Below are 25,799 nucleotides of genomic sequence, written 5' to 3'. Positions count from 1 at the left end.
GCGAGGCCCGTGCGTGGTCCCGCCCGCGAGGCGCCGCCGGGCGGAGATCGCCGGGAACGAAGCGCGCCCCTCGCCCCGGGTGCGAGGGCGAAGGGCGCGCGTCAAGGGCCGGTCAGGCCAGGATCGTTTCGATCCGCTCGGTGGGGAGCCCGAGGGCCGAGCCGACCAGGTCGTTGGTGAGGACACCGGCGTGCACGTTCAGGCCCAGCGCGAGCGCCGGGTCGGCCCGCAGCGCGTCGCGCCAGCCCAGGTCGGCCAGGCGCAGGACGTACGGCAGGGTGGCGTTGGTGAGCGCGTAGGTCGAGGTGTTCGGCACCGCGCCCGGCATGTTGGCCACGCAGTAGAAGACCGACTCGTGCACCCGGTAGACCGGGTCCTGGTGGGTGGTGGGCCGCGAGTCCTCGAAGCAGCCGCCCTGGTCGATCGCGATGTCGACCAGCACCGAGCCGGGCTTCATCCGCTTCACCAGCGCGTTGCTGACCAGGGTGGGGGCCTTCGCGCCGGGCACCAGCACCGCGCCGATCACCATGTCGGCGTCGCACACCGACTGCTCGATCGCGTACGAGCTGGACACCAGGGTCTTCACCCGGCCGCCGAACCGGTCGTCGATCTGCCGCAGCCGCGGGATGCTCAGGTCCAGCACGGTGACGTCGGCGCCCAGGCCGAGGGCGATGGTCGCCGCGTTCACGCCGGAGACGCCGCCGCCGATCACCGTCACCTTCGCGGGCGCGACCCCGGGGACGCCGCCCGGCAGCACACCCCGGCCGCCGCTGTTGCGCATCAGGCTGTACGCGCCCACCTGCGGCGCGAGCCGGCCGGCCACCTCGGACATCGGCGCGAGCAGCGGCAGAGACCCGTCGGCGAGCTGCACCGTCTCGTACGCGATCGCGGTGGTCCCGCTGTTCAGCAGCGCCTTGGTGCCCTCGGCGTCGGCGGCCAGGTGCAGGTAGGTGAAGAGGACCTGCCCGGCGCGCAGCCGGTGGTACTCCTCGGCGATCGGCTCCTTCACCTTGAGGATCATGTCGGCCGCGCCCCACACGGCGTCCGCGTCCGGGAGGATCCGGGCGCCCGCCGCCTCGAAGTCGGCGTCGCTGATGGCGGATCCCACGCCGGCGCCGGCCTGGACCGACACCTCGTGCCCGTGTCGCAACGCCTCCACGACTCCGGCCGGGGTGATCGCCACCCGGTACTCGTGGTTCTTGACCTCTGCAGGCACACCGATGTGCATGGGGTTTCCTTCCGCCACCAACTCCCGATGGCGATAGAGTGGAACGATGTGCAGCTCGGGGGCAACACGAGCGAAGAAGATTCTGAACGTTGACATCCATGGGCAGATCCTTCGATCCGGCGTGCCCGGATGACCGACCTGCCGAAGGATGTTCGAGGCCTCGATCACATCGACCTGGAGTTGCTGAGCCTGCTGGAGTCCGACGGCCGGATGCCCAACAACGCGCTCGCCGAACGGGTCGGCATCGCCCCGTCGACCTGCCTCACCCGGATCCGGCGGCTGCGCGAGATCGGCGCGGTCCGCGGCTTCCACGCCGACGTCGACCCGGCCTGGATCGGCCGCCCGATCCAGGCCATGATCGCCGTGCGGATCCGCTCCGACGCCCGCGAGGAGATCGGCCGCTTCGCCGAGTCACTGGCCGGCATCCCGGCGGTCCGCGACGTCTACTTCGTCTCCGGGTCCTACGACTTCCTGCTGCACGTCGCCTGCGCCGACGTCGACGACCTCCGCTCGATCATCACCGAGCGGCTCAGCGGCACCCGCCTGGTCTCCGGCACCGAGACCTACCTGATCTTCGAGCACCGGCGCGGCTCCTGACCGCCTCCGCCCCGGGGATTCACACGATCATCTACGCGCGGCGCGCCGCAGCTTGTTGATCATGGGGAGACGCGGGTGCGGGCCGACGGACTGCCACGGTGGGCGGGGTGACGGCGCGGATCACCGCCGTCGCCGCGCGCCAATCTTCCGCGATCTTGGGCGTTTTGCCGCCGTCGGCGGTCGTGAGACGTCCAAGGTCGCGGGAGTGTGGGTGCGAAGCGCGGTGAGTGATCGTCGCTGGTGTGGCGGGATCACTCCGCGGGGGCTAGGCAGTCGCTCAGGACGTGGGCGGCGAACAGGTGGAAGCCCACCACCAGCGGGATCGTCGCCGGGACCGAGAGGGCCAGGAAGAAGGCGAGCACACCGGCCAGCGCCGGGGCGATCGCCGACCACGGCCGGGTCACCGCCTGACCCCAGGCCCAGCCGATCGCGCGCTTCCACGACTGCGACGGATCACGGCCGCCGGCCACCAGGGTGAGTGTGGCGACCCCGGCCAGCCAGGTGACGACGGCCGCGGTGATCACCAGCATCGGGGTGCCGCCGGGCACCCAGCCGCGGCTCAGCGCCACCAGGTCGACCAGCAGCAGCGCGGCCACCAGCACGACCGGGACACCGGGCAGCAGGGTACGGCGGAACTGCCGCAGCAACGGCCGGAACGCCGGCAGCGAACCGGCGTGGTAGCGGTGCCGGACCGCCGTCGAACCGGCCGCCAGCGCCGCCGGCAGGGTCAGGACAGGCAGCGCCGCGACCGTCACCCCGATGCCGATCAGCGCGAGATCGGCACCGAGCGCGAACCGTTCGCGCCAGTCCGGCCGGATCTCCGGCTCGTCCTCATGCGGCCAGTTCGGGCCGCCCGGCCCGCCCGCCGGGGTGGCGGGCGGGCCGGTGGCGGCGGGCGTCGTCATCCCTTGAGGCCCGACGTGTTGATGCCCTCGACGAGCATCCGCTGGAAGGCCACGAAGAACAGGAAGACCGGGGCCAGCGACAGCACCGACATGGCGAACATCGGGCCGACCGAGGATTGTCCGCTGGAGTCGATGAACAGCGTCAGCGCCACCGGGGCGGTGTACTTCTCCAGGTCGGACAGGTAGACCAGCTGGCGGAAGAAGTCGTTCCACGTCCAGATGAACGAGAAGATCGCGGTCGACACCAGAGCCGGCCGGGACAGCGGCAGGATCACGTGCCGGAACACGCCGTACGGGGAACAGCCGTCGATCGTGGCGGCCTCGTCGAGATCCCGCGGCACTCCCCGCATGAACTGGACCATCAGGAAGACGAAGAACGCCTCGGTGGCCAGTAGCTGCGGGACGATCAGCGGAGCGTACGGCCAGTCGCCGCCCACCCAGCCGAACGTCTTGAACATGACGAACTGCGGCACGATCAGCACGTGGCCGGGCAGCAGCAGCGTCCCGATCATGATGGCGAACCAGAAGCCGCGCAGCCGGAACTTCAAACGGGCGAAGGCGTACGCCGCCAGCAGGCACGAGATGCAGTTGGCGACCACCGTGAGGCCCGCCACGAGCGCGCTGTTGACGAAGAACCGCCCGAAGCTGACGTCGAAGTTGCTCCAGCCGTCGGTGTAGTTGCCCGGCGTCCACTCGTCGGGCAGCACCGCCACGTTGTTCAGGACCTCGGCCGGGCTCTTGAACGAGCTGCCGAGCATCCACACCAGCGGGTAGAGCACCACCGCCGAGAGCAGGACCAGCGTCAACGGCCGGGTCAGGCGCTGGAGGGTCATCAGTCTTCTCCGTCCGAGTAGTGCACCCAGAACTTGCCGGTCCGGAAGACGACGGCGGTGACCAGGCCGATCGCGAGCAGGAAGACCCAGGCCATCGCCGAGGCGTAGCCCATCTGGTATTCGTTCCAGCCCTTGATGTAGAGGTGCAGCGTGTACATGAGGGTCGAGTCGACCGGGCCGCCGGTGCCGTTGCTGAGCACGAACGCCGAGGTGAAGCCCTGGAAGCCGTTGATCGTTTCGAGCACGAGGTTGAAGAAGATCACCGGCGACAGCATCGGGAGCGTGATGCTGAGGAACTTGCGCCACGGGCTGGCGCCGTCCACCGAGGCCGCCTCGTACAGTTCGACGGGGACCTGTTTGAGACCGGCCAGGAAGATCACCATCGGGGCGCCGAACTGCCACACGGCCAGCAGGATCAGCGTGCCGAGCGCGAAGTCCGGGTCGTTCACCCACGCCTTGCCCTCGATGCCGAACCAGCCGAGGAAGGAGTTGAAGGCGCCGTCCCGGTTGAACATGTTGACCCAGACGATGGCCAGCGCCACGCTGCCGCCCAGCAGGGACGGCAGGTAGAACAGGCCACGGAACAGGCCGGCGGCCTTGAACGACCTGTTCAGCAGCATCGCCACACCGAGCGCGGCGGCCAGCTTGAGCGGGGTGGCCACCAGCGCGAAGACCAGGGTGACCCGGACCGCGTGCCAGAAGGACGGGTCCTCGGTGAACATGGTGCGGTAGTTGTCCAGCCCCACCCACTTCATCGACTCCCAGTCGGAGAGGACGTCGTAGTTGGTGAAGCTGAGGTAGAGCGACATCAGCATCGGGATGGCCGTGATGGCCAGCAGCCCGAGCAGCCAGGGGGACAGGAAGACGTAGCCGGCGACGCCGTCGTTCTTGCGCTTGGCGGGCCGGCCCCGCCGCTGGGAAGCGGCGGGACCGGTCGTCGGCGCGGTCGGCGAGGGCCGTGCCGTTGTTGCCATGGGACTCACCGGCTGATCGCGGCCTGGGCGGCGGCGAAGAACTGCTCGGCGGCCTTGGCCGGGGTGGCGCGCCCGTACTGGGCCTCCTCAGCGGCCTTGATCAGCTCGGAGCGGACGGTGCTGTGGCCCTTCGGCGGCACCGCGGGGCCGGGGCCGAAGGTCTTGCCCAGCTCCTTGACCATCTCGATGGTCTGCTTCATCGACGGGTTCTCGGTCGACGCGGCGACCTGGGCGCGGATCTCGGTGTTCGACGGCAGACCGCGGTCGGTGCCCAGGATCTTGCCCGCCTCCGGGTCGTTGACCAGGAAGTTCAGCACGTCGGCCGCGACGTCCTTGTGCTCGCTGCCCTTGTAGACCGAGAAGTACATCGAGGCGCGCGGCCACTGCTTGGTGGAGTCACCCGGGTACGCGATGACCTCCAGCGCGTCCTTGGTGTTCTTCTGCAGCTCGGGCATCTGGTTGGCCCACACCCAGGAGGTGAGCGCCTTGCCGGTGACGACCAGCTGCTTGCTGACGTCGGTGGCGTTGCCCTCGTGGATCACGTCCGGCGTCGGGGTGGCCTTGGCGTCCCGGGCGCCCTTCCACAGCTCGAACCAGGCCTGCACGTCGGCCTGGGTGAAGCCGAGCTGGCTGCCGTTGTAGAACTCCTTGCCGTTCTGGCGCAGCCACACCCAGAACGCCTTGTAGTCGGCGCTCGGGTCCTGGGTGCCGGCCACACCGGTCTTCGCGGCGGCGTCCTTGGCCCAGGCGATGTGCTCCTCCCAGGACTGCCCGGTGGTGGGCAGCGGCACCTTGGCGGCCTCCAGCTTGGTCTTGTTGAAGACCAGGCCCTGGGTGTTCTCACCGAACGGCACGCCGGCCAGCTTGCCGTCCACCGTGGCGTACGTGACGAGACCCTGCGGGAACTTCGAGGTGTCGATCTTCCCGGACTTCTGGTAGTCGGAGAGGTCCTGCGTGACGTTGCGGGTCGCGTACTCGGCCAGGTAGTTGTCGTCGATCTGGAAGATGTCCGGCGCGTCGTTGCCGGCGGTGAGCGTGGCCAGCTTGTCGAAGTAGCCCTGGTTGGCCTGCCAGGTCTTCTTGAACGTGACCTCGGGGTGCTTGGTCGTGTAGAGGGCGAGGGCCTGCTCGGTGAGCTGGGCGCGGGCCTCGGCGCCCCACCAGAAGAAGCTCAGCTCGACCTTGCCGTCGTCGCTGGACTCCTCGCCGCCACAGGCGCCGAGGGCGAGGGGAAGGGCCAGCATGCCGGCGACCAGGCCGCGGAGCAGGCGGCGCCGGGGAAGGGGGTGGGATGCGGTGGTCATGGGGGTTCGTCACTCCTTGACGTGTGCGGCAACCTCAGCGGCGATCGCGACGGCCGGGGCGTACGGCCCCGGGCCGGTGGAGTTGCGAATGATCAAGTCGGTCCGGAGGGTGACCTGCCCGGTCGCCCCGTCGTCGCCCTGCTGGAGCAGCATGTCGACGGCGGTGCGGCCGGCGGCGGCGGTCGGGTTGGCCACGGTGGTGAGCCGTGGTCGCACCAGCCCGCTGTACGCGATGTCGTCGATCCCGACGATGCTGACCTGCCCGGGGACGTCCACACCGCGGTCCTGCAACGCCTGTAGCAGGCCGATCGCCATCAGGTCGTTGTAGGCCAGCACCGCGGTGGCGCCGGTGGCGAGCACCGCCTCGGCGGCGGCCGCCCCGGCCTGCTCGACCGGCTGGTTCGGGCCGAGGACGGTGAGATCCGCGCCGGCCGTACGGGCAGTGGCCCCGGCGGCCCGGCGGATCTCCCGGTTGGTCCACGAGCCCCGCGGCCCGGCCAGATAGACCAGGTGGCGGTGGCCCAGGCCGAGCAGGTGGCGCACGGCTTCCCGGGCGCCCTGTCCCACGTCCATGACCACCGCGGGCAAGCCGGTGATCAGGCGGTTGACGACGACCAGGGGCACCTCGCGGCGCAACTGCTCTATCTGGTCGTCGCTCATCCGGGGACTGCACAGCAGGATCCCGTCGACCTGTTTGGCCAGTGCCTGCACCAGGTCGGACTCGACGATCGGATCCTCGTCGGTGTCGGCGACGAAGACGTGGTAGTCCCGCCGCCGGGCGTGGGTCTCGGCCGCCTTGATCAGAGGCGGGAAGAACGGGTTCGCGATATCGGCCACGATCAGGCCGATGTTGTGGGTACGTCCGGTGATCAGCGCCCGGGCCGCCCGGTTGGGACGGTAGCCGAGCTGCTCCGCGGTGGCCAGGACCCGGGAACGGGTCTCGGGATTGACCAGATGCGGCGCGGAGAACGTGCGCGACACCGTGGAGATGTGCACGCCGGACGCCCTTGCGACGTCCCGGATCGTCACAGCCACGGTGCCTCCCTTGATGACGGCCCGGATGTGACCCGGGTCTCTAGGTGACAGCCATTAATGCAAACGGTTGCTGTCATGTCAACGCCCTTCAATGTCGATCTTGTTGCCGAGCCATGACTCAGTTGGGTCATATATGGACAAATGATGGCCACGCATTGACTTAGGTCGTGGTTTGCTCCCTAAGCTGTTGCAAACGTTTGCCGAATGGAGGCGACGGAATGCCCCTCTCTTCCCGCCGCCGGTACGCCCTCGTGGGCGCCGGCTCCCGGGCCGGAATGTTCCTCCGCGCGATCACCGGCGACCACGCGGACGTGGCCGAACTGGTCGCGATGGCCGACACCAACCAGGCGCGGCCGGCCGCCCACAACAGGCGGCTCGCCGAGCCCGTCCCGGTGTACGACGCGGCCGACTTCACCGAGATGCTCAAGCGTGAGCGCGTCGACGTCGTGCTGGTCGCGACGGTGGACCGCTATCACGACCACTACGTCGCGGCGGCGCTCGACGCCGGCTGCGACGCGATCACCGAGAAGCCGATGACCGTCGACGTCGCCGGTTGCCGTCGCATCCTGGACGCCCAGCGGCGCACCGGGCGCGACGTCCGGGTCACCTTCAACTACCGCTACAACCCGCTGCACGAGGCGGTGAAGCGGGTGATCTCGTCGGGCGAGATCGGCGAGATCGGCTCGGTCCACTTCGAGTGGTTGCTCGACGTCCGGCACGGCGCCGACTACTTCCGCCGCTGGCACCGCGACAAGGCCAACTCCGGCGGCCTGCTGGTGCACAAGGCCGGCCACCACTTCGATCTGGTCAACTGGTGGCTCGACGACGGGCCCGAGCAGGTCTTCGCGGCCGGGCGGCTGTTCTTCTACGGCGAGCAGGGCCGCCGCCACGGGTACGCCCGGGACTACGACCGGGCGCACGGCGCGGCGACCGCCGACGGGGACCCGTTCGCGCTGCGGATGGCCGACGAACCGACCATGCGCGAGCTCTACCTCGAAGCCGAGGGCGACGACGGCTACATCCGGGACCGCAACGTCTTCGCGCCCGGGGTGACCATCGAGGACGACATGGCCGTGCTGGTCCGCTACACCCGCGGCGCCTCGATGAGCTACCACCTCACGGCGTACGCGCCCTGGGAGGGTTACCGGGTGATGTTCAACGGCAGCCGGGGCCGCCTGGAGCTGGAGGTCGTGGAGAGCGACCACGTCTCACCCGGGGCCGCGGCCGGCGTCAAGGGCGAGCCGGGCGCCGAGTCGGCCGCCGAGAAGGGCTTCAAACGGCTGCTGGTCCGGCCGTTCTGGGCGCCGCCCCGGGAGGTCGTGGTGGACGGGCTGTCCCGGCACGGGCACGGGGGCGCGGACGTGCGGATGCTCGCCGACCTGATCCGGCCGGGCGCGCCGAAGGACCCGCTCGGGCGGACGGCCGGCGCCGTCGACGGCGCCCGCGCCCTGCTCACCGGCCTGGCCGCCAACGAGTCCCTGGCTCAGGGGCAGGCCGTACGCGTGCAAGACCTCCTAGATCTTGAGGACAACGAGTGATCGACGAGAACCATCTCTTCCCCGCCGAGCCGACCCAGCGGCAGATCGCCCGCGAGCTGTACCGGCACGCCAAGGATCTGCCCCTGATCAGCCCGCACGGGCATGTCGACCCGGTGCTGCTCGCCGACGACCAGCCGTTTCCCGACCCGGCCCGGCTGTTCGTGGTCCCCGACCACTACGTCACCCGGATGCTGGCCAGCCAGGGCATTCCACCGGCCCGGCTCGGCGTGCCCAGCATCGACGGGTCGGCGGTCGAGACCGACGGACGGGCGATCTGGCGGCTGCTCGCGGAGAACTGGAAACTGTTCCGCGGCACCCCGTCCCGGCTCTGGACGGAGAAGGTCCTGTCCGACGTCTTCGGCCTCACCGGGCCGCTGAACGCCGCGACCGCCGACGACGTCTACGACGAGCTGTCGGCCCGGCTCGCCGAGCCCGAGTTCCGGCCGCGGGCGCTGTTCACCCGGTTCAACATCGAGGTGCTGGCCACCACCGAGAGCCCCCTCGACGAACTGCACGCGCACGCGAAACTGGCCGCCGACGGCTGGGGCGGCCCGGGCGGCCGGGTGATCACCACGTTCCGCCCCGACAACCTGGTCGACCCGGACTGGCCGGGCTGGGCCGAGCGGGTGGCCCGGCTCGGCGAGCTGACCGGCCTCGACGTCGGCACCTACCCCGGCTTCCTGAACGCGCTGCGCAGCCGCCGGGCCGCGTTCATCGAGGCCGGCGCCACCAGTTCGGACCACGGCCACCTCACCGCGGCCACCCTGCTGCTGAGCGACGCCGACGCGGCCGTCCTCTACCGCAAGGCCCTCGGCGGCGGCGCCACCGCGGCCGACGCCGAGGCGTTCCGGGCCCACATGCTCGTCGAGTTCGCGAAGATGTCCCTCGAGGACGGCCTGGTCATGCAGCTGCACCCGGGTTCGGTCCGCAACCACAACGAGGCGCTCTACCAGCGGCACGGCCGGGACGTGGGCGGCGACATCCCGTCGGCCACCGACTACGTGCACGCGCTCAAGCCGCTGCTCGACGCGTACGGCACCGACCCCCGCCTGCGGATCGTGCTCTACACGCTGGACGAGACCGTCTTCACCCGCGAGCTCGCCCCGCTCGCCGGCGGCTACCCCAGCCTCTACCTGGGCGCGCCCTGGTGGTTCCTGGACAGCCCGGAGGGTCTGCGCCGGTTCCGGGAGACCGCCACCGAGACGGCCGGCTTCTACAACACGTCCGGATTCGTCGACGACACCCGGGCGTTCTGCTCCATCCCGGCCCGGCACGACGTGGCCCGACGCATCGACGCCGGCTTCCTGGCCCGGCTCGTCGCCGAGCACCGCCTCCCGCTCGACGAGGCCGCCGAGACCATCGCCGACCTCGCCTACCACCTCCCGAAGCGTGTCTTCCGACTGGAGAAGAACTCATGACAGTGCGGATCACCGGCGTCGACGTCCACGACGTCCGGTTCCCGACCGCGGCGGCCGGTGACGGCTCCGACGCGATCAACAAGGGTGACTACTCGGCCACCTACGTCGAGGTCACCACCGACGCGGGCGTCACCGGCAGCGGCCTCACCTTCACCAACGGCCGCGGCAACGAGCTCACCTGCGCGGCCGTCGAGGCGCTGGCCCACCACGTCACCGGCCGCACCGTCGAGGAGATCGCCGCCGACCAGGTCGGATTCTGGCGGTCCATCACCGCGGACGTGCAACTGCGCTGGCTCGGCCCGGAGAAGGGCGTCATCCACATGGCGTCCGGCGCGCTGATCAACGCGGTCTGGGACCTGCGGGCCCGCCTCGCGGGCAAGCCGATGTGGCGGTACCTCGCCGAGATGCCGGCCGGCGAGCTGGTCGCCTCGATCGACTTCCGGCACATCAGCGACGCGATCACGCCCGGCGAGGCGCGCGAGATCCTCGAGAAGGGCACCATCGGGTACGCCGAACGCCTCGCCGAACTGGAGCGTGACGGCTTCCCGGCCTACACCACGAGCGTCGGCTGGCTCGGCTACCCCGACGACAAGGTGCGCGACCTGACCCGGCAGGCGGTGGCCGACGGCTGGCGCGCGGTCAAGATGAAGACCGGCGGCCCGCTGGAGGACGACGTCCGCAGGGCCGGCATCATCCGCGGCGAGCTGCCCGACGGCGCGCTGCTGATGATGGACTCCAACCAGGTCTGGGACGTGGACCAGGCAATCGCCGCGATGGCGGAGCTGAAGGCCTTCGACCCGTACTGGATCGAGGAGCCCACGCACGCCGACGACGTCCTCGGTCACGCCCGGATCGCCCGTGCCGTGGCACCGGTCCGGGTCGCCACCGGCGAGGTCGCCGCCAACCGGGTGATCTTCAAGCAGCTGTTGCAGGCCGGCGCGATCGGCGTCTGCCAGGTCGACGCCTGCCGGGTCGCCGGCGTCAACGAGGTGCTCTCCATCCTGCTGCTGGCCGCCAAGTTCGGGGTGCCGGTCTGCCCGCACTCCGGCGGCGTCGGCCTCTGCGAGTACGTGCAGCACCTGGCGATCTTCGACTTCCTGCGGGTGGGCCGGTCGCTGGACGGCCGCATGATCGAGTACGTCGACCACCTGCACGAGCACTTCACCGACCCGGTCACCGTGGCCGACGGCCGCTACCGGCTGCCGCTGCTGCCCGGCTACAGCGTTGAGATGAAGCCGGAGTCGATCGCCGAGTTCCGCTTCCCGGACGGGCCGGCATGGCGGTGACCTACCGTCTCGGCCGCGGGGCGCTCCCGTCGCTGCCCGAGGCGAGCCGACCCGCCGTCAGCCCCGGCAGCGTCCGCGCCGGGATCGTCCACCTCGGCCTGGGCGCCTTCCACCGCGCCCACCAGGCCGTCTTCACCGAGGACGCGGTCGCCGCGTCGGGCGGCGACTGGGGGATCCTCGGCGTCGCCCCGCGCTCGCGCGACATCCTGGAGAAGCTCCGCGAGCAGGACGGGCTCTACAGCGTGCTGACCGTGGGCGGGGGAGCGGACCGGGCCCGCACGATCGGCATCCTGGCCGGGCTCGGGCACGCCGCCGGGGACCCGCACGGGGTGGTCGCGGCGATCGCCGACCCGGGCATCCGGATCGTGTCGATGACCGTCACCGAGAAGGCGTACCGGCTCGACCCGGCCGGGCGGCTGCTGGTCGACGACGACCTGCGCGCCCAGCTCACCGGCCAGGCGCCGCCGGTCAGCGTGCCGGCGCTGCTGGCCCGCGGGCTGATCCGGCGCCGGGCGGCCGGTGGCGGACCGCTCACCGTGCTCTGTTGCGACAACATGCAGCGCAACGGCGCCCGGATCCGCGGCCTGGTCGAGCAGGCGCTCGAGGTGGCCGGCGCCGATCTGAGCGCCGAGGTCGCCTTCCCGTCCACCATGGTGGACCGGATCGTGCCCGCCACCAGCGCGGACCACATCCGCCGGGCGGCCGCCGCGCTGGGCGCCGACGACGCCGCGCCGGTGGTGGCCGAGCCGTTCACCCAATGGGTGATCGAGGACGACTTCCCCGGCGGGCGGCCGGACTGGGCGGCCGCGGGCGCGGTCCTCACCGGCGACGTCACCCCCTGGGAGACGCTGAAGCTGCGCGCCCTCAACGGCGTCCACTCGTCGGCCGCCTACCTGGGCGCGCTGGCCGGCCGGGAGCTCATCGCCGACTCGCTGGAACTGCCCGGGATGACCGGGCTGCTGCGTAGGCTCATCGTCGACGACATCGCGCCGACCATCGCGCCGCCGCCCGGGGTCACCGTGACCGGGTACGGCGAGTCGGTCCTGGAGCGGTTCGCCAACCGCGAGCTGGGCCACCGCAACCTCCAGGTGGCGATGGACGGCACCCAGAAGCTGCCGTACCGGCTGCTCGACACCATCACCGAACGCCGCCGGGCCGGCACCGTGCCGGTCTGGGGCGCGCTGATGGTGGCCGCCTGGATGCGCTTCGCACGGGGATCCGCCGACGGCGGCGCCCCACTGCCGCTGGACGACCCGCTGGCCGGGCTGATCCGGGACGCCCTGGCCGCCGCGCCGGACACCCCGGCCGGTGTGGTGGGCACCCTGCTCGGCCTGGACGCGGTCTTCGGGCCGGAGCTCGCCGGCGACGACGTCCTGCGCGCCGAGCTGCTGCGCTGGTACGGCGAGCTGGACCGGCACGGCGTCGTGGCGACGGTGAAGGGGCTGGGCTGATGGCCACCCGGGTGGCGCTGATCGGCGCCGGGGGCCACGGGCTCTCGCACCGGCGTACGTTGCAGCGGCTGTCCGACGCCGGAACCGTCGAGGTGGCCGGGCTCTGCGACCGGCAGCCGGTCGACCCGCACCCGGACGCGCCGCTGCCCGGGGTGCCGTTCTACCGCGACCACCGGGAGCTGCTCGCCGGGGAGCGGCCGGAGATCGTGATCGTCTGCACTCCGCCGCACACCCACCTGGCGATCGCGCTGGACGTGCTGGCGGTCGGCGCCGACCTGCTGCTGGAGAAGCCGCCGGTGATGTCGTCGTTCGAGCACGACCGGCTGGCGGAGGCCGTGGCCGGGAGCGGGCGGCTCTGCCAGGTCGGGTTCCAGGCGCTCGGGTCGGCGGCTCTCGCCGAACTGTGCGCGGCCGCGCCGGCCGGGCCGATCGGGGTGTCCGGGGCGTGGTGGCGCCCGGACTCCTACTACGATCGGGCGCCCTGGGCCGGGCGCCGTGCCGTGGACGGCCGGCCGGTGCTGGACGGGGCGCTGGTCAACCCGTTCGCGCACGCCCTCATGCAGGCGCTGGTGCTGGCCGACGAGGGCGGCCCCGGGTTCCGGCCGGTCCGGATGGAGCTGGAGCGCTACCGGACCCGGCCGATCGAGACCGACGACACCACGTTCCTGCGCCTCACCGGGAACGACGGGCGCCGCGTCACCGTGGGGGTGACGCTGGCGTCGGCGGTCTTCATCGCCGGGGAGATCCGGGTCGGCGACGCCGTCCTGGAGTACCCGACCGACCGCCTGCGGCTGTCCGGCCAGGCCGGCTTCCAGCGGGTCCCCGGGCGGACCGGGCTGCTGGAGAACCTGATCGAGCACCGGCGCGACCCCCGGACGCCGCTGCTGGCGCCGCTCGCCCGGACCGGGTTGTTCACCGCGGTCGCCGAGGCGATCGTGCGGGCGCCCGCGCCGAGCGTGATCGGCGACGGCTGGCTCGCGCCGCACCCGGACGGCGGTGGGCGGGTCGTCACCGGGATCGACGAGATCGTCCGGGAGGTGGCCGAGACCGATCGGCTGCCCTCGGAGACGAGGGTGCCCTGGGCCGGCGAGGTCCATCGCACCGTCGTGGAGCCCCGGCCGGCTTCAGGAGCCGTTTCAACTGGAGTTGAAACAGCCCGGAGAACCAGCCGGTGACCACCGCATCAGCCCGGCGGCCGCGCTGCGGCCTCGCGTGGCAATCGCTCGTGCGTGCGCCACGGGAAGGTGTGGCGGCGTTTGCGGGCTGCGAGTCCCGTACCGAAGACCGATTTTGATCTTGAAAGGAGGAACGCCATGCGCAAGTTGAGCTTCGCCGATCTCGACACCGGGGATCAGGGGCCGAGATTCACCAACGTCCTGCCCGGACACGTGACCGACCGTGGCGGGTTCCGGATCTATCCGGAACCCGGCCACCGCACACACGACGGGCCGGGGCGGCACACGCACCCGATCCCCGAGGTGTTCTACATCGTGCAGGGACAGGGCGAGATCGAGATCGAGGGCGAGGTGGTGGACAAGTTCGAGGCCGGTGAGGCGATCCTGATCGAGCCGGAGGAGGACCACCACCTGATCAGCCGGGGCGAGGGCCCGCTGGCCTTCGTCTGGATGCACCTGGAACCGGTCGAGTAGGGCCGGGCCATGCGAACCGCTCTCGCGGCGGCGCTCGGCGCGGTCCTCACCGCCGGCGTCGCCACCATCCCCGCCTCCGCCGCCCCGCCCGCCGTCCCGGCGCCGGCGCGGCAGACCCTGCCCGCCGACGACGGGTGGGCGGCCGCCACCACCGGGACCACCGGTGGCGCAGCGGCCGACGACGCGCACGTCTTCGTGGTGCGCAACCGTGCCGAACTGGCCGCCGCCCTGGCCGGAGGCACCGATCCGACCCCGCGGATCGTGCTGGTCAAGGGCACCATCGACGCCAATGTGGACGACGCGGGCAATCCCCTGACCTGCGCCGGCTACGCGGACCCGGCCTACAGCCTGGACGCCTACCTGGCCGCCTACCACCCGGACGTGTGGGGCCGGGCCAGCCGGCCGTCCGGGCCGCTCGAGGAGGCCCGGGTCCGATCGCAGCGCAACCAGGCCGCCCGGATCCAGTTGAAGGTGGGCGCCAACACCACCATCTACGGGCTGCCGAACGCCCGGCTGGTCGGCGCCAACCTGCTCATCTCCAACGTGGACAACGTCATCGTGCGGAACCTGCGGATGGAGGACGCGGCGGACTGCTTCCCGGCGTGGGACCCCACCGACGGGTCGGCGGGCAACTGGAACTCCGCCTACGACCTGATCACCCTGACCGGGGCGACGCACGTGTGGGCCGACCACAACACGCTCAGCGACGGGAACAACGTCGACGCCGGCCAGCCGCTGTACTACGGGCGGCCGTACCAGGTGCACGACGGCGCGCTCGACGTAATCCGGGCGTCCGATCTGGTCACCATCTCCTGGAATGTGTTCCAGGAGCACGACAAGACGATGCTGATCGGTTCCACCAACACCGTCGGCGCGGATGTCGGAAAACTGCGCGTGACCGTGCACCACAATCGTTTCGCCAATGTCGGGCAGCGCGTTCCGCGGGTGCGATTCGGTCAGGTCGACGTATTCAACAACTACTACTACATGACCGATGAGGACACCTATTCGTATTCGTGGGGTGTCGGCGTCCAATCGGCGATCTACGCGGAGAACAACTTTCTGCTGCGTAGCGCCGACCTGGCGCTCGAGGACTTCGTCTACGACTGGGGTGGCACGGCGATCACCGAGATCGGCACGCTGACCAGGGTCGGAACCGGACCGGTACGCGAGGTCGACCTGCTCGGCGAGTACAACGCCACGCACGATCCGGACCTCGGCGCGGACGCCGGCTGGACCCCGGCGCTGCGGGCCGGCCCGGTCACGCCGACCATCGCGGTGCCGCTTCTGGTGAACGCGTGGGCGGGCGCCGGAAGGATCTGACGCCATTCTCCCGGCCGGGGTTTTCGGCTTCCCCGGCCGGGTCCTCCGCCGATCGCATCCGCCGATCGCGCCGAATCGCGGAAAGGGCTGGGCTACGCTGGCGGGCGTCTGCTTCCCGGCGAATCCGCGGGTGATCCTCATGAACAGTGCTGCCCGATGCGCGGCGGCGGTGATGGCGGCCGGTCTCCTCCCGTTCGTGGCGCCCGCCGCGCCCGCCGGTGCGGTCCCGGTGGCCCCGGGCGCCGGCCCGCCCGCCCTGGAACGGATGCGGCGTGAGGTGGCCGCCGCGACCGGCTCACGCCGCGTGCCCTGCTGGCGCAACGTCACCATCAGATCCGCGGCCAACGGCCGGTACGTCTCCGCCGAGATCGGCTGGGACGGCGCCGGCTACGGGGCGCTGCGGGCCCGGGCGACGAGGGTCAGCCCGTGGGAGAGATTCACCGTCTGCCGGGACGCCTACTCCGGCGCCACATGGATCCGGGCACAGGCCAACAACGACTTCGTCTCCGCCGAGCTGGACTACGCCGGCGCCACGTACGGGCTGCTGCGCGCCCAGGCCCAGCGGGTCGCCGGGTGGGAGCGGTTCTACTCCAACCGGGCGCCCGGCGGGACCTTCTCGTTCTATGCCCGGGCCACCCGGCGATGGGTGTCCGCCGAGGTCACGTTCCGGGGAAGGGGATACGGATCGCTGCGCGCGCGGGCCACGAGCGTGGGCGCTGAGGAGACTTTCCGCTGGTAGGTGCCTTCTCGTTTGGTAAGAGCCTTAAGAGTGCAGCCCCTCGAACCTTAAGTTTTTCTTTATTCGCATCTTTGGTGATCCGCCGTTGGGAGCGTTCCCGTATGGACCGGTCGAGAGAGCGGTTCGACAGGAAGGCACGCAGATGAAGCGGTACCGGAGCTACGCGAAGGGCTCGTCGGCCGGAGCGAAGCGCTGGCGTGTGGCCGGCGTCGCGGGTGTCGCGGTGGCCCTGGTCGGTGTGGGGCTCGGCGTCGCGGCCGCGGCCGATTCCGCCGTCCCGACGGTGAACTGCCCGACGGTGGCGGACAAGCTCGGCGCCGTACCGGCGCAGGCCCAGGCGGAGATCGCCCGCAACCTGCAACTGCTGAACACGCAGATCCAGGAGGCCAACAACCGGATCCGCACCACCCAGGGTCAGGGTGGCGCGAACTTCATCCAGAACGCGATCCTCGGCCCGCTGAAGGACAAGCGGTTCGCGGCGATCAACCGGATGGAGACCGCGATCGGCCGGACCATCGCCAAGCCGAACCTGAACGCCGAGGGCCTGTCGGGCTGCTCGCTGAACGCCAACGGCGGCGGCAACGCCTCGCCGGAGCCGGCCGACGTCCCCGCCGCCTCGGTGTCGGCCGGCGCCGCCGCGGTCGGGAACGTCGGCACGATCATCTGCCCGGACGTCGTCATCAACGTGGCGGTCCCGGCGCAGGCGCGGGCCGAGATCGACCGGAACCTGGCTCTGCTGCAGACCCAGATCAACGAGGCGAACGCCCGGCTCAAGAGCTCGGTCGGCCAGGGCGGCGCCAACTTCGTCCAGAACGCGATCCTCGGCCCGCTGAAGGACAAGCGCTTCGCCGCGATCAACCGGATGGAGACGGCGATCGGCCGTAACGCCGCCAAGCCGGACCTGAACGCCGAGGGCCTGTCGACCTGCTCGCTCAACGCCGCAGGCGGTGGCGCCGGGGCCGCGCCGACCGCGGCCCCGACCACGCAGGCCCCGGCGAACAACGGCAACGCCGGGAACAACGGCAACGCCGGGAACAACGGCAACAACCAGGCCGCGGCCAGCCGGAACACCGGCAACGTCGGCATCAACGACGGCACCGCGCAGGTGGACTGCCCGGACGTCGTGATCAACGTGGCGATCCCGGCGCAGGCCGCGAACGAGGTCAACCAGAACCTGGCCCTGCTGCAGACCCAGATCAACGAGGCCAACGCCCGGATCAAGAGCACGGCCTTCCAGGGTGGCGTGAACTTCATCAACAACGCGATCCTCGGCCCGCTGAAGGACAAGCGGTTCGCGGCCATCAACCGGATGGAGACCGCGATCGGCCGCAACGCCGCCAAGCCGGACCTCAACGCCGAGGGTCTGTCCGCCTGCAACCTGAACAAGTGATCTAGCCAGTTCGATCGACGGAACGGCCCGGCTGCCTCTGGTGGCCGGGCCGTTCCCGTGCCTTGCCGGCGGCCCGGTTGTAGAGGAACGCCTTGGCCGCGGCCTGGGACAGGTTCGCCAGGCCGAGCGCGGTCCAGAGCAGCGGCAGCCCGCCGTGCTCGGCGGTCGGGACGGCCACCACCGCCAGCAGGCCGAAGAAGATCAGCGTGCAGAACAGGCTCGGCAGGGTGTTGCGCAGGCCGAGCAGCGCGAACCCGTAGACGGCCTGGAGCGCGTCGGTCACCACGGCGAACCCGACCAGCGGCAGCAGCGCCAGAACATCCGGCCGCAACCGCGGGTCGGCACTGAACACCGGGACGATCCAGCGACCGGCGACGATCAGGACGCAGACCAGAGTCCCGGTCCCGATCAACGCCAGGACGGCGGCGGTCCGGGCCGCCCGGTACGAACCGGCGCTGACCCGCGGCACCGTGGCCTGACCGAGCGCCACGGCGGCCGTGAAGATCAGATTGACCAGGGTCTCGCCGATGCCGTGGGCGGCCGCCTGCGCGGCGCCCAGCCGGGCCGCCGCGAACGTCAGGACACTCAGGACCGCGAACTTCACCAGCACCGTCCCGGCCATCGGCAGGCCGGTCCGGGCCAGGGTGACGATCTCCCGGCGATCCGGGCGGCCGGGCCGCCCGGTCCTGCGGCGCAGGCCGGCCTGCGCCACCACCGCGACGACGACCGCGGAGGCCAGCATCGCGATGCCCGCCCCGGACACCCCGGTCCGCGGCGTCAGCAGCGCGGACAGCAGCACCGTGACCGCTGTGCCGGACAGGCCCGCCCACATCACCAGCTTTCCGCGGTCCAGGGCGACCAGCGCGGAACTCGCCGAGGCGCCCACCGACTGGGCGAGCACCGCGGCGGCCAGCAGCAGCGGCAGCGGGCCGAGGCCGTCGACGGCCGCACCGTCGACGCCGGACGCGCGGGCGACCGCCGGGGTGGCCAGCACCACCAGAGCGCCGCAGCCACCGATCCCGAGACCGAGCACCCGGCCACTGCCCAGCACCCGCCGGAGCGCCGCCGGATCGTCGTGGGCCGCGGTGACATAGGGCATCATGCCGCGCATCACCCCGGACACCGCGGTGACCACGGGCACGAAGACCGCGGCGGCGACCGCGAACGCGGCCAGGGAGGCGGTGCCGTGCCGGCCCAGGAGCGCGGTGCTGACCAGCGCGCTCGCCGACGAGACGGCCATCGTGACGTACAGGGGGAGCGCGGAGCGGAGAATCGCCCGGGTTTCGGTCATGGTGAGGTGATCATGCTGGATCAGGGTGGCGTGATCTCCCCCGGGTCGTCCGATGGGAACAGGCCGTTGATCCCGGACGTGGCCTCGTGCTGCACCCGGGCCTCGATGGCGTCCCGCTCGACGTTGTGGGACTCCTCGACCAGGACCTCGGCGGCGACCGCGGCCACGTGCGCCGCCTCGCGGACCTGGACGGTCTCCGACACCGCGTCCAGATAGGCGCGGCGGGCCACCCGGACCCGGTCGTCGTCGACCTGATCGGCCGGCGGGCCGGCGTGCTGCCAGATGCCGTTGAGCTGCTCCACCGTCAGCTCGCCGCGCCGGTAGGCGGCCAGCGCCGCCCGCTGCACCAGCATCTGCGTCTCGTCGGCGGTGGCCACCCGGGACTCCCAGCGCGCCTCCAGATAGCGGTCCTCGGCCCGGTCACGAACGCCGGCCGCGCACTCGGCCCGGTGCCGTGCCTCGTCCGCCGCCCGGACCGCCCGGCCGGCCGCCGCCCGGACCGCCTCCACGTCGGCCACCATCTCGTCCGCCTCGGCGGTCACCCGCCGGGGCCGCTGCCAGACGGCCACCACCGCCACACAGAGCAGGATCACCACGACGGCAGCGGCCGCCACGACCGCCCACCTCACCACCATCGACCGCTACCCCTCCCGGCACTCGATCACCGTCGATCCCACGACCGTAAATCGATCACCCGCCGGCCGCCACTCCACCCCGGCGGGGGTGTTATCGCCTCGGGACAGCCCTATCGGATAGCCTCATGCGCCGCGTGGCGTACCGAGGCTGTGACACGGGCGTGGTAGACAGCGGGCGCTCGACGAGTACCTCCCGGCCGCATCGAAAGGCGTTCGATCGTGAAGCAGCTCAACGACCTGATCGCGGACTTCTGGGGGGACTACGCCGCCCTGGTCCTGCTGGCCGGCGGCCTGCTCGGGGTCATCCTGCTGATCAGCTTCGGCATCTGGGCCAAGCGGACCGGCAGGCCGCTGCGCCCGCTCGCCCTGGCCTTCAGCATGAACCTGGCGCTGCTGCTCAACGCCGAGGGCATGTGGGTCATCGCGATCGACCAGCTCAACCTGCCGAAGATCTTCGCGGTGCTGGTGTTCGCGGTCTTCGAGATCTGCTTCCTCACCGCGACGTCGCTGGCCGCCGAGCAGTACCGGCGCACCTCCGTCTACGCGAGCGACGGGACCATCGTCACACCCGGCCATCCGGGGGCGATGCTCTACATCGCGGCGCTGATCGCCGGGCTCTCCGGGGTCATCGTGGCCAGCAACGCGGTCACCTTCACCGAGAAACTGCTGCGTCTCGCCGTACCCTGCATGATCTTTCTGATGTGGTGGGCGGCGCTCACCGCGGCCGGGCAGCGGGTCCGGCGCGGGCGTTTCGCCTACAGCCCGCGGCGGCTCGCCGAGCGGTGGGGCTGGCTCATCCCGGACGACGACCCCGATCTGGTACGGATGGCCGCCGAGCGGCAGGTGCGCCGGATGGTCGTCAACTACCACCGGGTGAGCGCCGGCCGGTTCCCGAAGCCGTGGTGGCGGTCCCGGCTGCTCAAGGACGCCCGGACCGCGGGGGAGCCGGTCGTCGAGGAGGTCATCGAGCAGCTGGCCCGGATCCAGCGGGTGATGGACCTGCTGGTGCCGGGGGCGGTGCGGATCCGGGTCCCGGCCGCCGCCGGTGTGCAGGCGGTCACCGCGCCCGCCGTGTCCGGAGCGGCGGCCGTGCTGCTCTCCGCCGGGGCTCCGGCGCCCGCGGCCGAGGCGGTCCCGGACGGTTCCGCGCCGGCCGGGCCGGCGGATCCGGCCGTGGCCCCCTCGGTTCCGGCCGTGCCGTCGGTGCAGCCGGTCCGGTTCGTCCAGCCGGTCGAGCCGGATTCCGCGGCGCCGGCCCCCGCGGTGGCGGCTCCCGCTGAGCCGGATTCCGTGGCGGCGGCTCCTGCGGTAGCGACGTCCGTGGCGGCTTCCGTGGGGGCTTCCGTGGCGGCGGAGGAGACGCTGCCCGGCCGCGAAGCGGCCTTCCCGGCCGCGGGCGCGACGGTCACGGTCCCGGTCCAGCGCGGCCCGGTCGATCGGAGCGATGCGGCCTCCGCCGCGGTCCCGGTCTCCCCGGCGCCCGCCCCGCAGCCGGCCTGGGCGGCCACCCCGACCGGCGCCCGCCCGGCCGTCAGCATCGCCGGCTCGCCCTGGTGGCGGCTCGCCGTCGACCGGCTCAGCAAGATGGTCGCTCAGGAGATCAGCGCCGAGGACCTGCCGGAGATGAACTACCTGCGGATCAACGAGCTGGCCCGCAAGCTGGCGCCCCGGGTGTCGGAGCTGGGCGAGGGCGTGGTCCGGACGTTCATCAATGAGTACGTGCGGGAGCTGGACGGGGAGCACGTCGAATCGGCGTACCCGTGGCGGGACTTCCTGCCCGCCGCGGCCGCCGTGCCGCCCGGGTCGGACGCGTGGCACGCCGCTCTGGCCGACCTGCGTACCGCCCTGGAGGAGGAGCTTCCGGAGGGGCAGCCGCTCGACTCCGACGAACTGGCCGAGCTTCTCGCTCCGAGCGCGCCCCGGCTCGACGAGGCCACGATCCGGGGCTTCATCAGCGACTACGTCCTCGCGCTGAGCGGGATGCCGGGGTCGGGCAGCGTCCAGCCGTGGGCACACCTGCTGCCGCGCCCGCAGAGCGTCCGGCCGGCCAGCGACGAGGACCTGCTGGAGATGCACGGGGCCGAGTTGTTCGAGCACCTGCGCAGCACCGGGCGGCTGAGCCGGTACAAGGTGCAGGCCGTGACCGGGATCAAGAGCCGGGTCCAGGCCGACCGGATCAAGATGCTCATCGAGGAACGCGCCGCCGAGACGGCGACCGCCTGACGAATCGCGTCCGATCTCCGATCGGCAGGACGGACCCTAGGCCGGCGTGGCGATCCAGGCCGAGCGGGTGCTGTGCACCGACAGGCCGGGAAGGTGCCGCAGGACGTGCTCGTCCTTCGCGAGCAGCGTGTCGAGCGTCTCCCGGTCCTCGGCCGAGAGCCGCTCGGCGACGGCGGCCCGGAACCGTTTCAGCGTGGCCACCGCGTAGCGGACCGCCGGGGCGGGCAGCGGCGGGGCCAGATCGACGACCAGATCCCGTGAGTCGAGGACGGTGAAACCGGCGGCGCGCAGCCGGGCCGGCCAGTCGGAGCCCATGTGCGGCAGGTGCTCGGCCTTGGCCGCGTCGGCGAGGGCGTGACAGCGCGCCTCCAGGCCGGGTGCGCCGATGCCGATGTCGTCGGGCAGGAACCGGGGCATCGACTCCATCTCGATCATCGCGAGCAGGCCGCCGGGGCGCAGGACGGCGTGGATGTCGGCGAGCACCCGGTCCGGGTCGCTCATGTGGTGCATCGACGACGACGCCCAGACCAGGTCGGCCTCGCCGGTCTCCGGCAGGCCGCCGCCGGCGTCGGCGTGCAGCGGGCGGACCCGGTCGGCCACGCCGTGCCGGGCGGCGCTCTCGGTGAGATGCCGCAGCATTCCCTCGTCGGTGTCGATGGCGGTGACGACCGCCCCGGGGAAACGCCGCAGCAGCGCGAACGCTCCGGTCCCGGTGCCGCTGCCGAGGTCGACGACGCGACGGACGGCGGCCTCCCCGGCCAGCTCGGCGATCCGGCCGGTGAACGCGGCGAGGTGGGTGGCGGTGACCTCGGCGTCCAGCAGGAGCATCTCGGTCAGGTCGTACCCGTCGCCGTGCTCGTGGCCGTGGTGGCGCCCGTGGCCGTGGCCGTGGTGGTGATGTTCGTGAGCCATACGACGACTGTAGAACCGGTTTGCGGCTCACGCATACAATCTTGCGTATGACGCAAGACGCTGAGGTCGACGCCCTCGTCCGGGCGCGCATCCGGGGGCTCCGGATCGCCAAGGGCTGGTCCCTCGACGAGCTGGCGGCCCGCTGCTACCTGAGCCCGTCCACGCTCAGCCGGATCGAGACCGGCCACCGCCGGATCGGGCTCGACCAGCTCACCGCGATCGCCCGGGCGCTGGGCGCCAGCCTCGACCAGCTCGTCGAGACGGCGAACGACGACGTGGTGATCAAGCCGCACCACCATCCGGAGCGGGGCATCACCACCTGGATGCTGAGCGGCGACCACGAGCACGCCGGCCTGACCGTGGCCCGGGTGCGGGTGACCCGGCCGGCCTCACGGCGCCCCGAGGACCTGCGGGTCCATCCCGGGCGGGACTGGTTCACCGTGCTCTCCGGGACGGTCGAGCTGGTGCTCGGCGACCGCCTCGTCATCGTCGAGACCGGCGAGGCCGCGTCGTTCTCGACCATGACGCCGCACAGTTTCGGCGCGCGCGGCGGGCCGGCCGAGGTCATCGCGGTGCTCACGCCCGACGGCGAGCGCACCCACGTCCACTCCTGAGCCGGGTCAGGCCGAGCCCGGCGCGGTGAGGCTGGACCGCCACACCAGGGCCGCCGCGGCGCGCTCGCTGTGCGGGCCGGTGTCGTCGCCGAGCGCCAGGGCCATCGCGCGCTCGCCCATCTCGACCAGCGGCAGGCGCACGGTGGTCAGGGCCGGGGTGACGTCCCGGGCGATCGGCATGTCATCGAAACCGGTCACCGAGATGTCCTCCGGCACCCGGACCCCGCGCTCACGCAGGGTGGCGAGGGCGCCGACGGCCATCGAGTCGTTCAGCGTGATCAGGGCGGTCAGGCCGGGCTCGGCGTCGAGCAGAGCCCCGGTCGCCTGGGCGCCGCCGTCACGGGTGAAGTCGCAGTAGACCAGCCGGGACGCCGGCAGCTCCACCCCGGCCTCGTCGAAGGCGCGGCGGAAACCGCTGAGCCGGTCGGTGGTGGTGGTCAGGTAGCGGGGCCCGGCGATGACCCCGATCTCCCGGTGACCCAGACCGAGGATGCGCAGGCCCAGCTCGTGGGCGCCGTCCTCGTTCGCCGGCAGGACCGCGCTGCCGACCAGCCGGTGCCGGCCGATCACCGCGACCCGGCCGCCGGCCTGCTGGTACGCGTCCAGCTCGCCGTTGAGCCGCTCGGTGAACGCGTCGTCGTGGTAGCCGGAGCCGGCCAGGATCAGCGCGTGCACCTGCTGGGCGCGCAGCAGCCCGACATACGCCAGCTCCCGCTCCGGCTCCCGGTAGCTGTTGCAGATCACCAGCAGCCGGTCCTGGGCCCCGGCCTGGCGCTGCAGGCCGCGGGTGATCTCCGCGAAGTACGGGTCGGAGACGTCGTGCACGATCACGCCGACCGCCGACTTGCGGGGGCGGGCCACGTTCTGCGCGTGTGCGTTCGGCACGTAGTGCAGCTGCCGCACCGCGGCCAGGACCCGCTCGCGGAGATCCTCGTTGACGCGTTTCGCGCTGTCGTTGATGACGCGGGAGACGGTCGCCGGGGAGACCCCGGCGAGCCGGGCAACATCCGCCAGGGTGACCGCCATCCGGACAGGTTAACGGCCCGGCGGGGCGGATGTGTCGACGACCCGGCCGAAGCCGTCGATCGACGGTTCCGGATCGGCCGCGGGGACAGTTCCCGTAACTTTCGGTTGGGGGGCTACCCTCATCAGGGCGCACCTGGAATCGTGCACATCTCAGGTGGCGGAAAGGACGGTCAAAGCATGAGGGAGGACCGGAGCCGCTCGACCGGGCGGCCGACCCTCGAGGAGGTCGCTGCCCGGGCCGGTGTCGGCCGCGGGACGGTGTCCCGGGTCGTCAACGGGTCGGCGCAGGTCAGCCCGAAGGCGCGGCAGGCCGTTCAGGACGCCATCGACGCGCTCGGCTACGTGCCGAACCGTGCGGCCCGTGCGCTCGTCACCCAGCGAACCGACTCGATCGCCCTGGTGATCTTCGAGTCCGGGGAGCGGTTCTTCGCCGAGCCCTTCTTCGGCCGCATCGTGCAGTCCATCTCGTCCGTGCTGGTGGCCCGCAACCTCCAGATGGTCCTGATGATCGCGCAGGCACCCGAGGAGCGGCGCCAGCTCGAGGGCTACCTCACCCGCCAGCACGTCGACGGCGCCCTGCTGCTGTCGCTGCACGGCGACGACCCGCTGCCCGCCCTGCTCGAGGAGCGCGGCGTGCCCACCGTCCGGGCCGGCCGGCCGTTCCATCCCGAGCCGGTCAGCTTCGTCGACGCCGACAACCGCGGCGGCGCCCGGGCGGCCGTCACCTACCTGCGCGACCAGGGGCGGCGCTGCATCGCCACGATCACCGGCCCGCTCGACATGGCCGTGGGCATCGCCCGCTACGACGGTTACCGTGACGTCGTCGGCGACGGCCCGGCCGCCCGCGGCGACTTCGGCGAACTCAGCGGCGCCACCGCGATGGAGTGGCTGCTCACTCAGTACCCGCAGATCGACGCGGTCTTCGCCGCCTCCGACATGATGGCGGCCGGTGCGCTGCGTGTGCTGCGCCGGGCCGGGCGGCGCGTCCCGCAGGACGTCGCGGTGATCGGCTTCGACGACTCGGTCATCGCCCGGCACACCGATCCGCCGCTGACCAGCGTCTACCAGCCGATCGAGCAGATGGGCCAGGAGATGGTCCGCCTGCTGCTCACCAAGATCGACGGCGAGGAGCCCGCCGACTGGGAAACGGTCCTCCCCACCCGCCTGATCCTCCGGGGCTCTGCTTGATTGCTCCGCTTCGCTCCGCGGCAAAACGCCTTGTAACCGGTGTCGGGGCAGGTGATTTCCCGCCGCCAGCGAACCCCGCTGGCGTCGGCAAATCAGCTGCCCCGACACCGGCGGCGTTTTGCGGGGGACGTTGAGTGCACCGCCGTTCGGCTCGGGGTGACCGTTCCGTGGCTGGGGGGAGTGACCACTGAGCTCAGCCCGGCGGGCGCGGCAAAGGCTTGACCCGGCAGCGGCGCGCGT

Annotated in this window: 23 protein-coding genes; 13 read left to right on the top strand and 10 right to left on the bottom strand. The window is 71.8% G+C overall.

Going from position 1 to position 25,799, the window contains the following annotated elements; genetic code table 11:
* Positions 1-112 precede the first annotated feature (112 nt).
* The gene (ald, locus tag IEZ13_RS36345; protein WP_183225588.1) at positions 113-1,228 is read right to left on the bottom strand and encodes an alanine dehydrogenase; all 1,116 of its coding nucleotides are present in this window, start codon (positions 1,226-1,228) and stop codon (positions 113-115) included.
* A gap of 129 nt (positions 1,229-1,357) precedes the next feature.
* Between ald and IEZ13_RS36340 the strand changes: the two genes are divergently transcribed.
* Positions 1,358-1,825: an Lrp/AsnC family transcriptional regulator gene (locus tag IEZ13_RS36340; RefSeq protein WP_183225589.1), complete on the top strand. Its 468-nt coding sequence runs from the start codon at positions 1,358-1,360 to the stop codon at positions 1,823-1,825.
* A 251-nt stretch (positions 1,826-2,076) separates the two neighbouring features.
* Here the strand turns inward: IEZ13_RS36340 and IEZ13_RS36335 are convergent, their stop codons facing one another.
* From IEZ13_RS36335 to IEZ13_RS36315, 5 genes are read right to left on the bottom strand one after another with little or no spacing between them, the layout of a single operon-like run.
* Positions 2,077-2,730: a hypothetical protein gene (locus tag IEZ13_RS36335; protein ID WP_221246062.1), complete on the bottom strand. Its 654-nt coding sequence runs from the start codon at positions 2,728-2,730 to the stop codon at positions 2,077-2,079.
* Positions 2,727-3,563, bottom strand: a complete 837-nt coding sequence (locus IEZ13_RS36330; RefSeq protein ID WP_183225590.1) for a carbohydrate ABC transporter permease — start codon at positions 3,561-3,563, stop codon at positions 2,727-2,729. Before IEZ13_RS36330 ends, IEZ13_RS36335 begins: the two co-directional genes overlap by 4 nt.
* Positions 3,563-4,537, bottom strand: a complete 975-nt coding sequence (locus tag IEZ13_RS36325; RefSeq protein ID WP_183225591.1) for a carbohydrate ABC transporter permease — start codon at positions 4,535-4,537, stop codon at positions 3,563-3,565. Before IEZ13_RS36325 ends, IEZ13_RS36330 begins: the two co-directional genes overlap by 1 nt.
* A gap of 5 nt (positions 4,538-4,542) precedes the next feature.
* On the bottom strand, positions 4,543-5,841 hold the full coding sequence (locus IEZ13_RS36320; protein WP_183225592.1) for an ABC transporter substrate-binding protein: 1,299 nt from the start codon (positions 5,839-5,841) through the stop codon (positions 4,543-4,545).
* A gap of 9 nt (positions 5,842-5,850) precedes the next feature.
* The gene (locus IEZ13_RS36315; protein ID WP_183225593.1) at positions 5,851-6,876 is read right to left on the bottom strand and encodes a LacI family DNA-binding transcriptional regulator; all 1,026 of its coding nucleotides are present in this window, start codon (positions 6,874-6,876) and stop codon (positions 5,851-5,853) included.
* Between the two features lie 218 nt (positions 6,877-7,094).
* On the opposite strand from IEZ13_RS36315, the gene IEZ13_RS36310 reads away from it, so the two are divergent.
* The 9 genes from IEZ13_RS36310 (at position 7,095) to IEZ13_RS36270 (ending at position 17,670) form a co-directional block, all read left to right on the top strand.
* Positions 7,095-8,414, top strand: coding sequence for a Gfo/Idh/MocA family protein (locus IEZ13_RS36310; RefSeq protein ID WP_183225594.1), 1,320 nt, complete (start codon positions 7,095-7,097; stop codon positions 8,412-8,414).
* Entirely contained in the window at positions 8,411-9,832 is a 1,422-nt protein-coding gene (gene uxaC / locus IEZ13_RS36305) for a glucuronate isomerase (protein WP_183225595.1), read from the top strand. Before IEZ13_RS36310 ends, uxaC begins: the two co-directional genes overlap by 4 nt.
* Positions 9,829-11,118: an enolase C-terminal domain-like protein gene (locus IEZ13_RS36300; protein ID WP_183225596.1), complete on the top strand. Its 1,290-nt coding sequence runs from the start codon at positions 9,829-9,831 to the stop codon at positions 11,116-11,118. Before uxaC ends, IEZ13_RS36300 begins: the two co-directional genes overlap by 4 nt.
* Positions 11,109-12,569 carry a mannitol dehydrogenase family protein gene (locus IEZ13_RS36295; protein ID WP_183225597.1) on the top strand — a complete coding sequence of 487 codons (1,461 nt, stop codon included), beginning with the start codon at positions 11,109-11,111 and terminating at the stop codon, positions 12,567-12,569. The genes IEZ13_RS36300 and IEZ13_RS36295 overlap by 10 nt, the downstream gene beginning before the upstream one ends.
* Positions 12,569-13,744: a Gfo/Idh/MocA family protein gene (locus IEZ13_RS36290; RefSeq protein ID WP_183225598.1), complete on the top strand. Its 1,176-nt coding sequence runs from the start codon at positions 12,569-12,571 to the stop codon at positions 13,742-13,744. Before IEZ13_RS36295 ends, IEZ13_RS36290 begins: the two co-directional genes overlap by 1 nt.
* Positions 13,745-13,882: 138 nt before the next feature.
* Positions 13,883-14,218 (top strand): cupin domain-containing protein, encoded by a 336-nt coding sequence (locus IEZ13_RS36285; RefSeq protein ID WP_183225599.1) that lies wholly within the window; start codon positions 13,883-13,885, stop codon positions 14,216-14,218.
* 9 nt (positions 14,219-14,227) lie between these two features.
* Positions 14,228-15,541, top strand: a complete 1,314-nt coding sequence (locus tag IEZ13_RS36280; protein ID WP_183225600.1) for a pectate lyase family protein — start codon at positions 14,228-14,230, stop codon at positions 15,539-15,541.
* A gap of 139 nt (positions 15,542-15,680) precedes the next feature.
* A complete protein-coding gene (locus IEZ13_RS36275) occupies positions 15,681-16,280 on the top strand; it encodes a fascin domain-containing protein (protein WP_183225601.1) in 600 nt (199 codons plus the stop codon).
* 142 nt (positions 16,281-16,422) lie between these two features.
* Complete coding sequence (locus IEZ13_RS36270; RefSeq protein ID WP_183225602.1) at positions 16,423-17,670, top strand: hypothetical protein; 1,248 nt, start codon at positions 16,423-16,425, stop codon at positions 17,668-17,670.
* Between the two features lies 1 nt (position 17,671).
* Here IEZ13_RS36270 and IEZ13_RS36265 read toward each other — a convergent pair whose 3' ends face one another.
* Both IEZ13_RS36265 and IEZ13_RS36260 read right to left on the bottom strand, forming a co-directional pair.
* Positions 17,672-18,961, bottom strand: coding sequence for an MATE family efflux transporter (locus tag IEZ13_RS36265; RefSeq protein ID WP_183225603.1), 1,290 nt, complete (start codon positions 18,959-18,961; stop codon positions 17,672-17,674).
* 20 nt (positions 18,962-18,981) lie between these two features.
* Entirely contained in the window at positions 18,982-19,575 is a 594-nt protein-coding gene (locus IEZ13_RS36260) for a hypothetical protein (RefSeq protein WP_183225604.1), read from the bottom strand.
* Between the two features lie 240 nt (positions 19,576-19,815).
* Here IEZ13_RS36260 and IEZ13_RS36255 point away from each other — a divergent pair, with 240 nt between their 5' ends.
* The gene (locus tag IEZ13_RS36255; RefSeq protein WP_183225605.1) at positions 19,816-21,819 is read left to right on the top strand and encodes an MFS transporter; all 2,004 of its coding nucleotides are present in this window, start codon (positions 19,816-19,818) and stop codon (positions 21,817-21,819) included.
* Between the two features lie 36 nt (positions 21,820-21,855).
* Here IEZ13_RS36255 and IEZ13_RS36250 read toward each other — a convergent pair whose 3' ends face one another.
* Positions 21,856-22,731: a class I SAM-dependent methyltransferase gene (locus IEZ13_RS36250; RefSeq protein WP_183225606.1), complete on the bottom strand. Its 876-nt coding sequence runs from the start codon at positions 22,729-22,731 to the stop codon at positions 21,856-21,858.
* A gap of 47 nt (positions 22,732-22,778) precedes the next feature.
* Between IEZ13_RS36250 and IEZ13_RS36245 the strand changes: the two genes are divergently transcribed.
* On the top strand, positions 22,779-23,345 hold the full coding sequence (locus IEZ13_RS36245) for a helix-turn-helix domain-containing protein (RefSeq protein WP_183225607.1): 567 nt from the start codon (positions 22,779-22,781) through the stop codon (positions 23,343-23,345).
* A 6-nt stretch (positions 23,346-23,351) separates the two neighbouring features.
* On the opposite strand, the gene IEZ13_RS36240 is transcribed toward IEZ13_RS36245, so the two are convergent.
* Positions 23,352-24,371, bottom strand: coding sequence for a LacI family DNA-binding transcriptional regulator (locus IEZ13_RS36240; protein WP_183225608.1), 1,020 nt, complete (start codon positions 24,369-24,371; stop codon positions 23,352-23,354).
* Between the two features lie 177 nt (positions 24,372-24,548).
* Between IEZ13_RS36240 and IEZ13_RS36235 the strand changes: the two genes are divergently transcribed.
* Positions 24,549-25,559 (top strand): LacI family DNA-binding transcriptional regulator, encoded by a 1,011-nt coding sequence (locus IEZ13_RS36235; protein WP_183225609.1) that lies wholly within the window; start codon positions 24,549-24,551, stop codon positions 25,557-25,559.
* Positions 25,560-25,799 lie beyond the last annotated feature (240 nt).

This window comes from Actinoplanes campanulatus (assembly GCF_014647795.1).
Taxonomy (GTDB): Bacteria; Actinomycetota; Actinomycetes; order Mycobacteriales; family Micromonosporaceae; genus Actinoplanes; species Actinoplanes campanulatus.
Note: the sequence above shows the minus strand (reverse complement) of the source record. Positions and strands in the feature narration are given on the sequence as shown.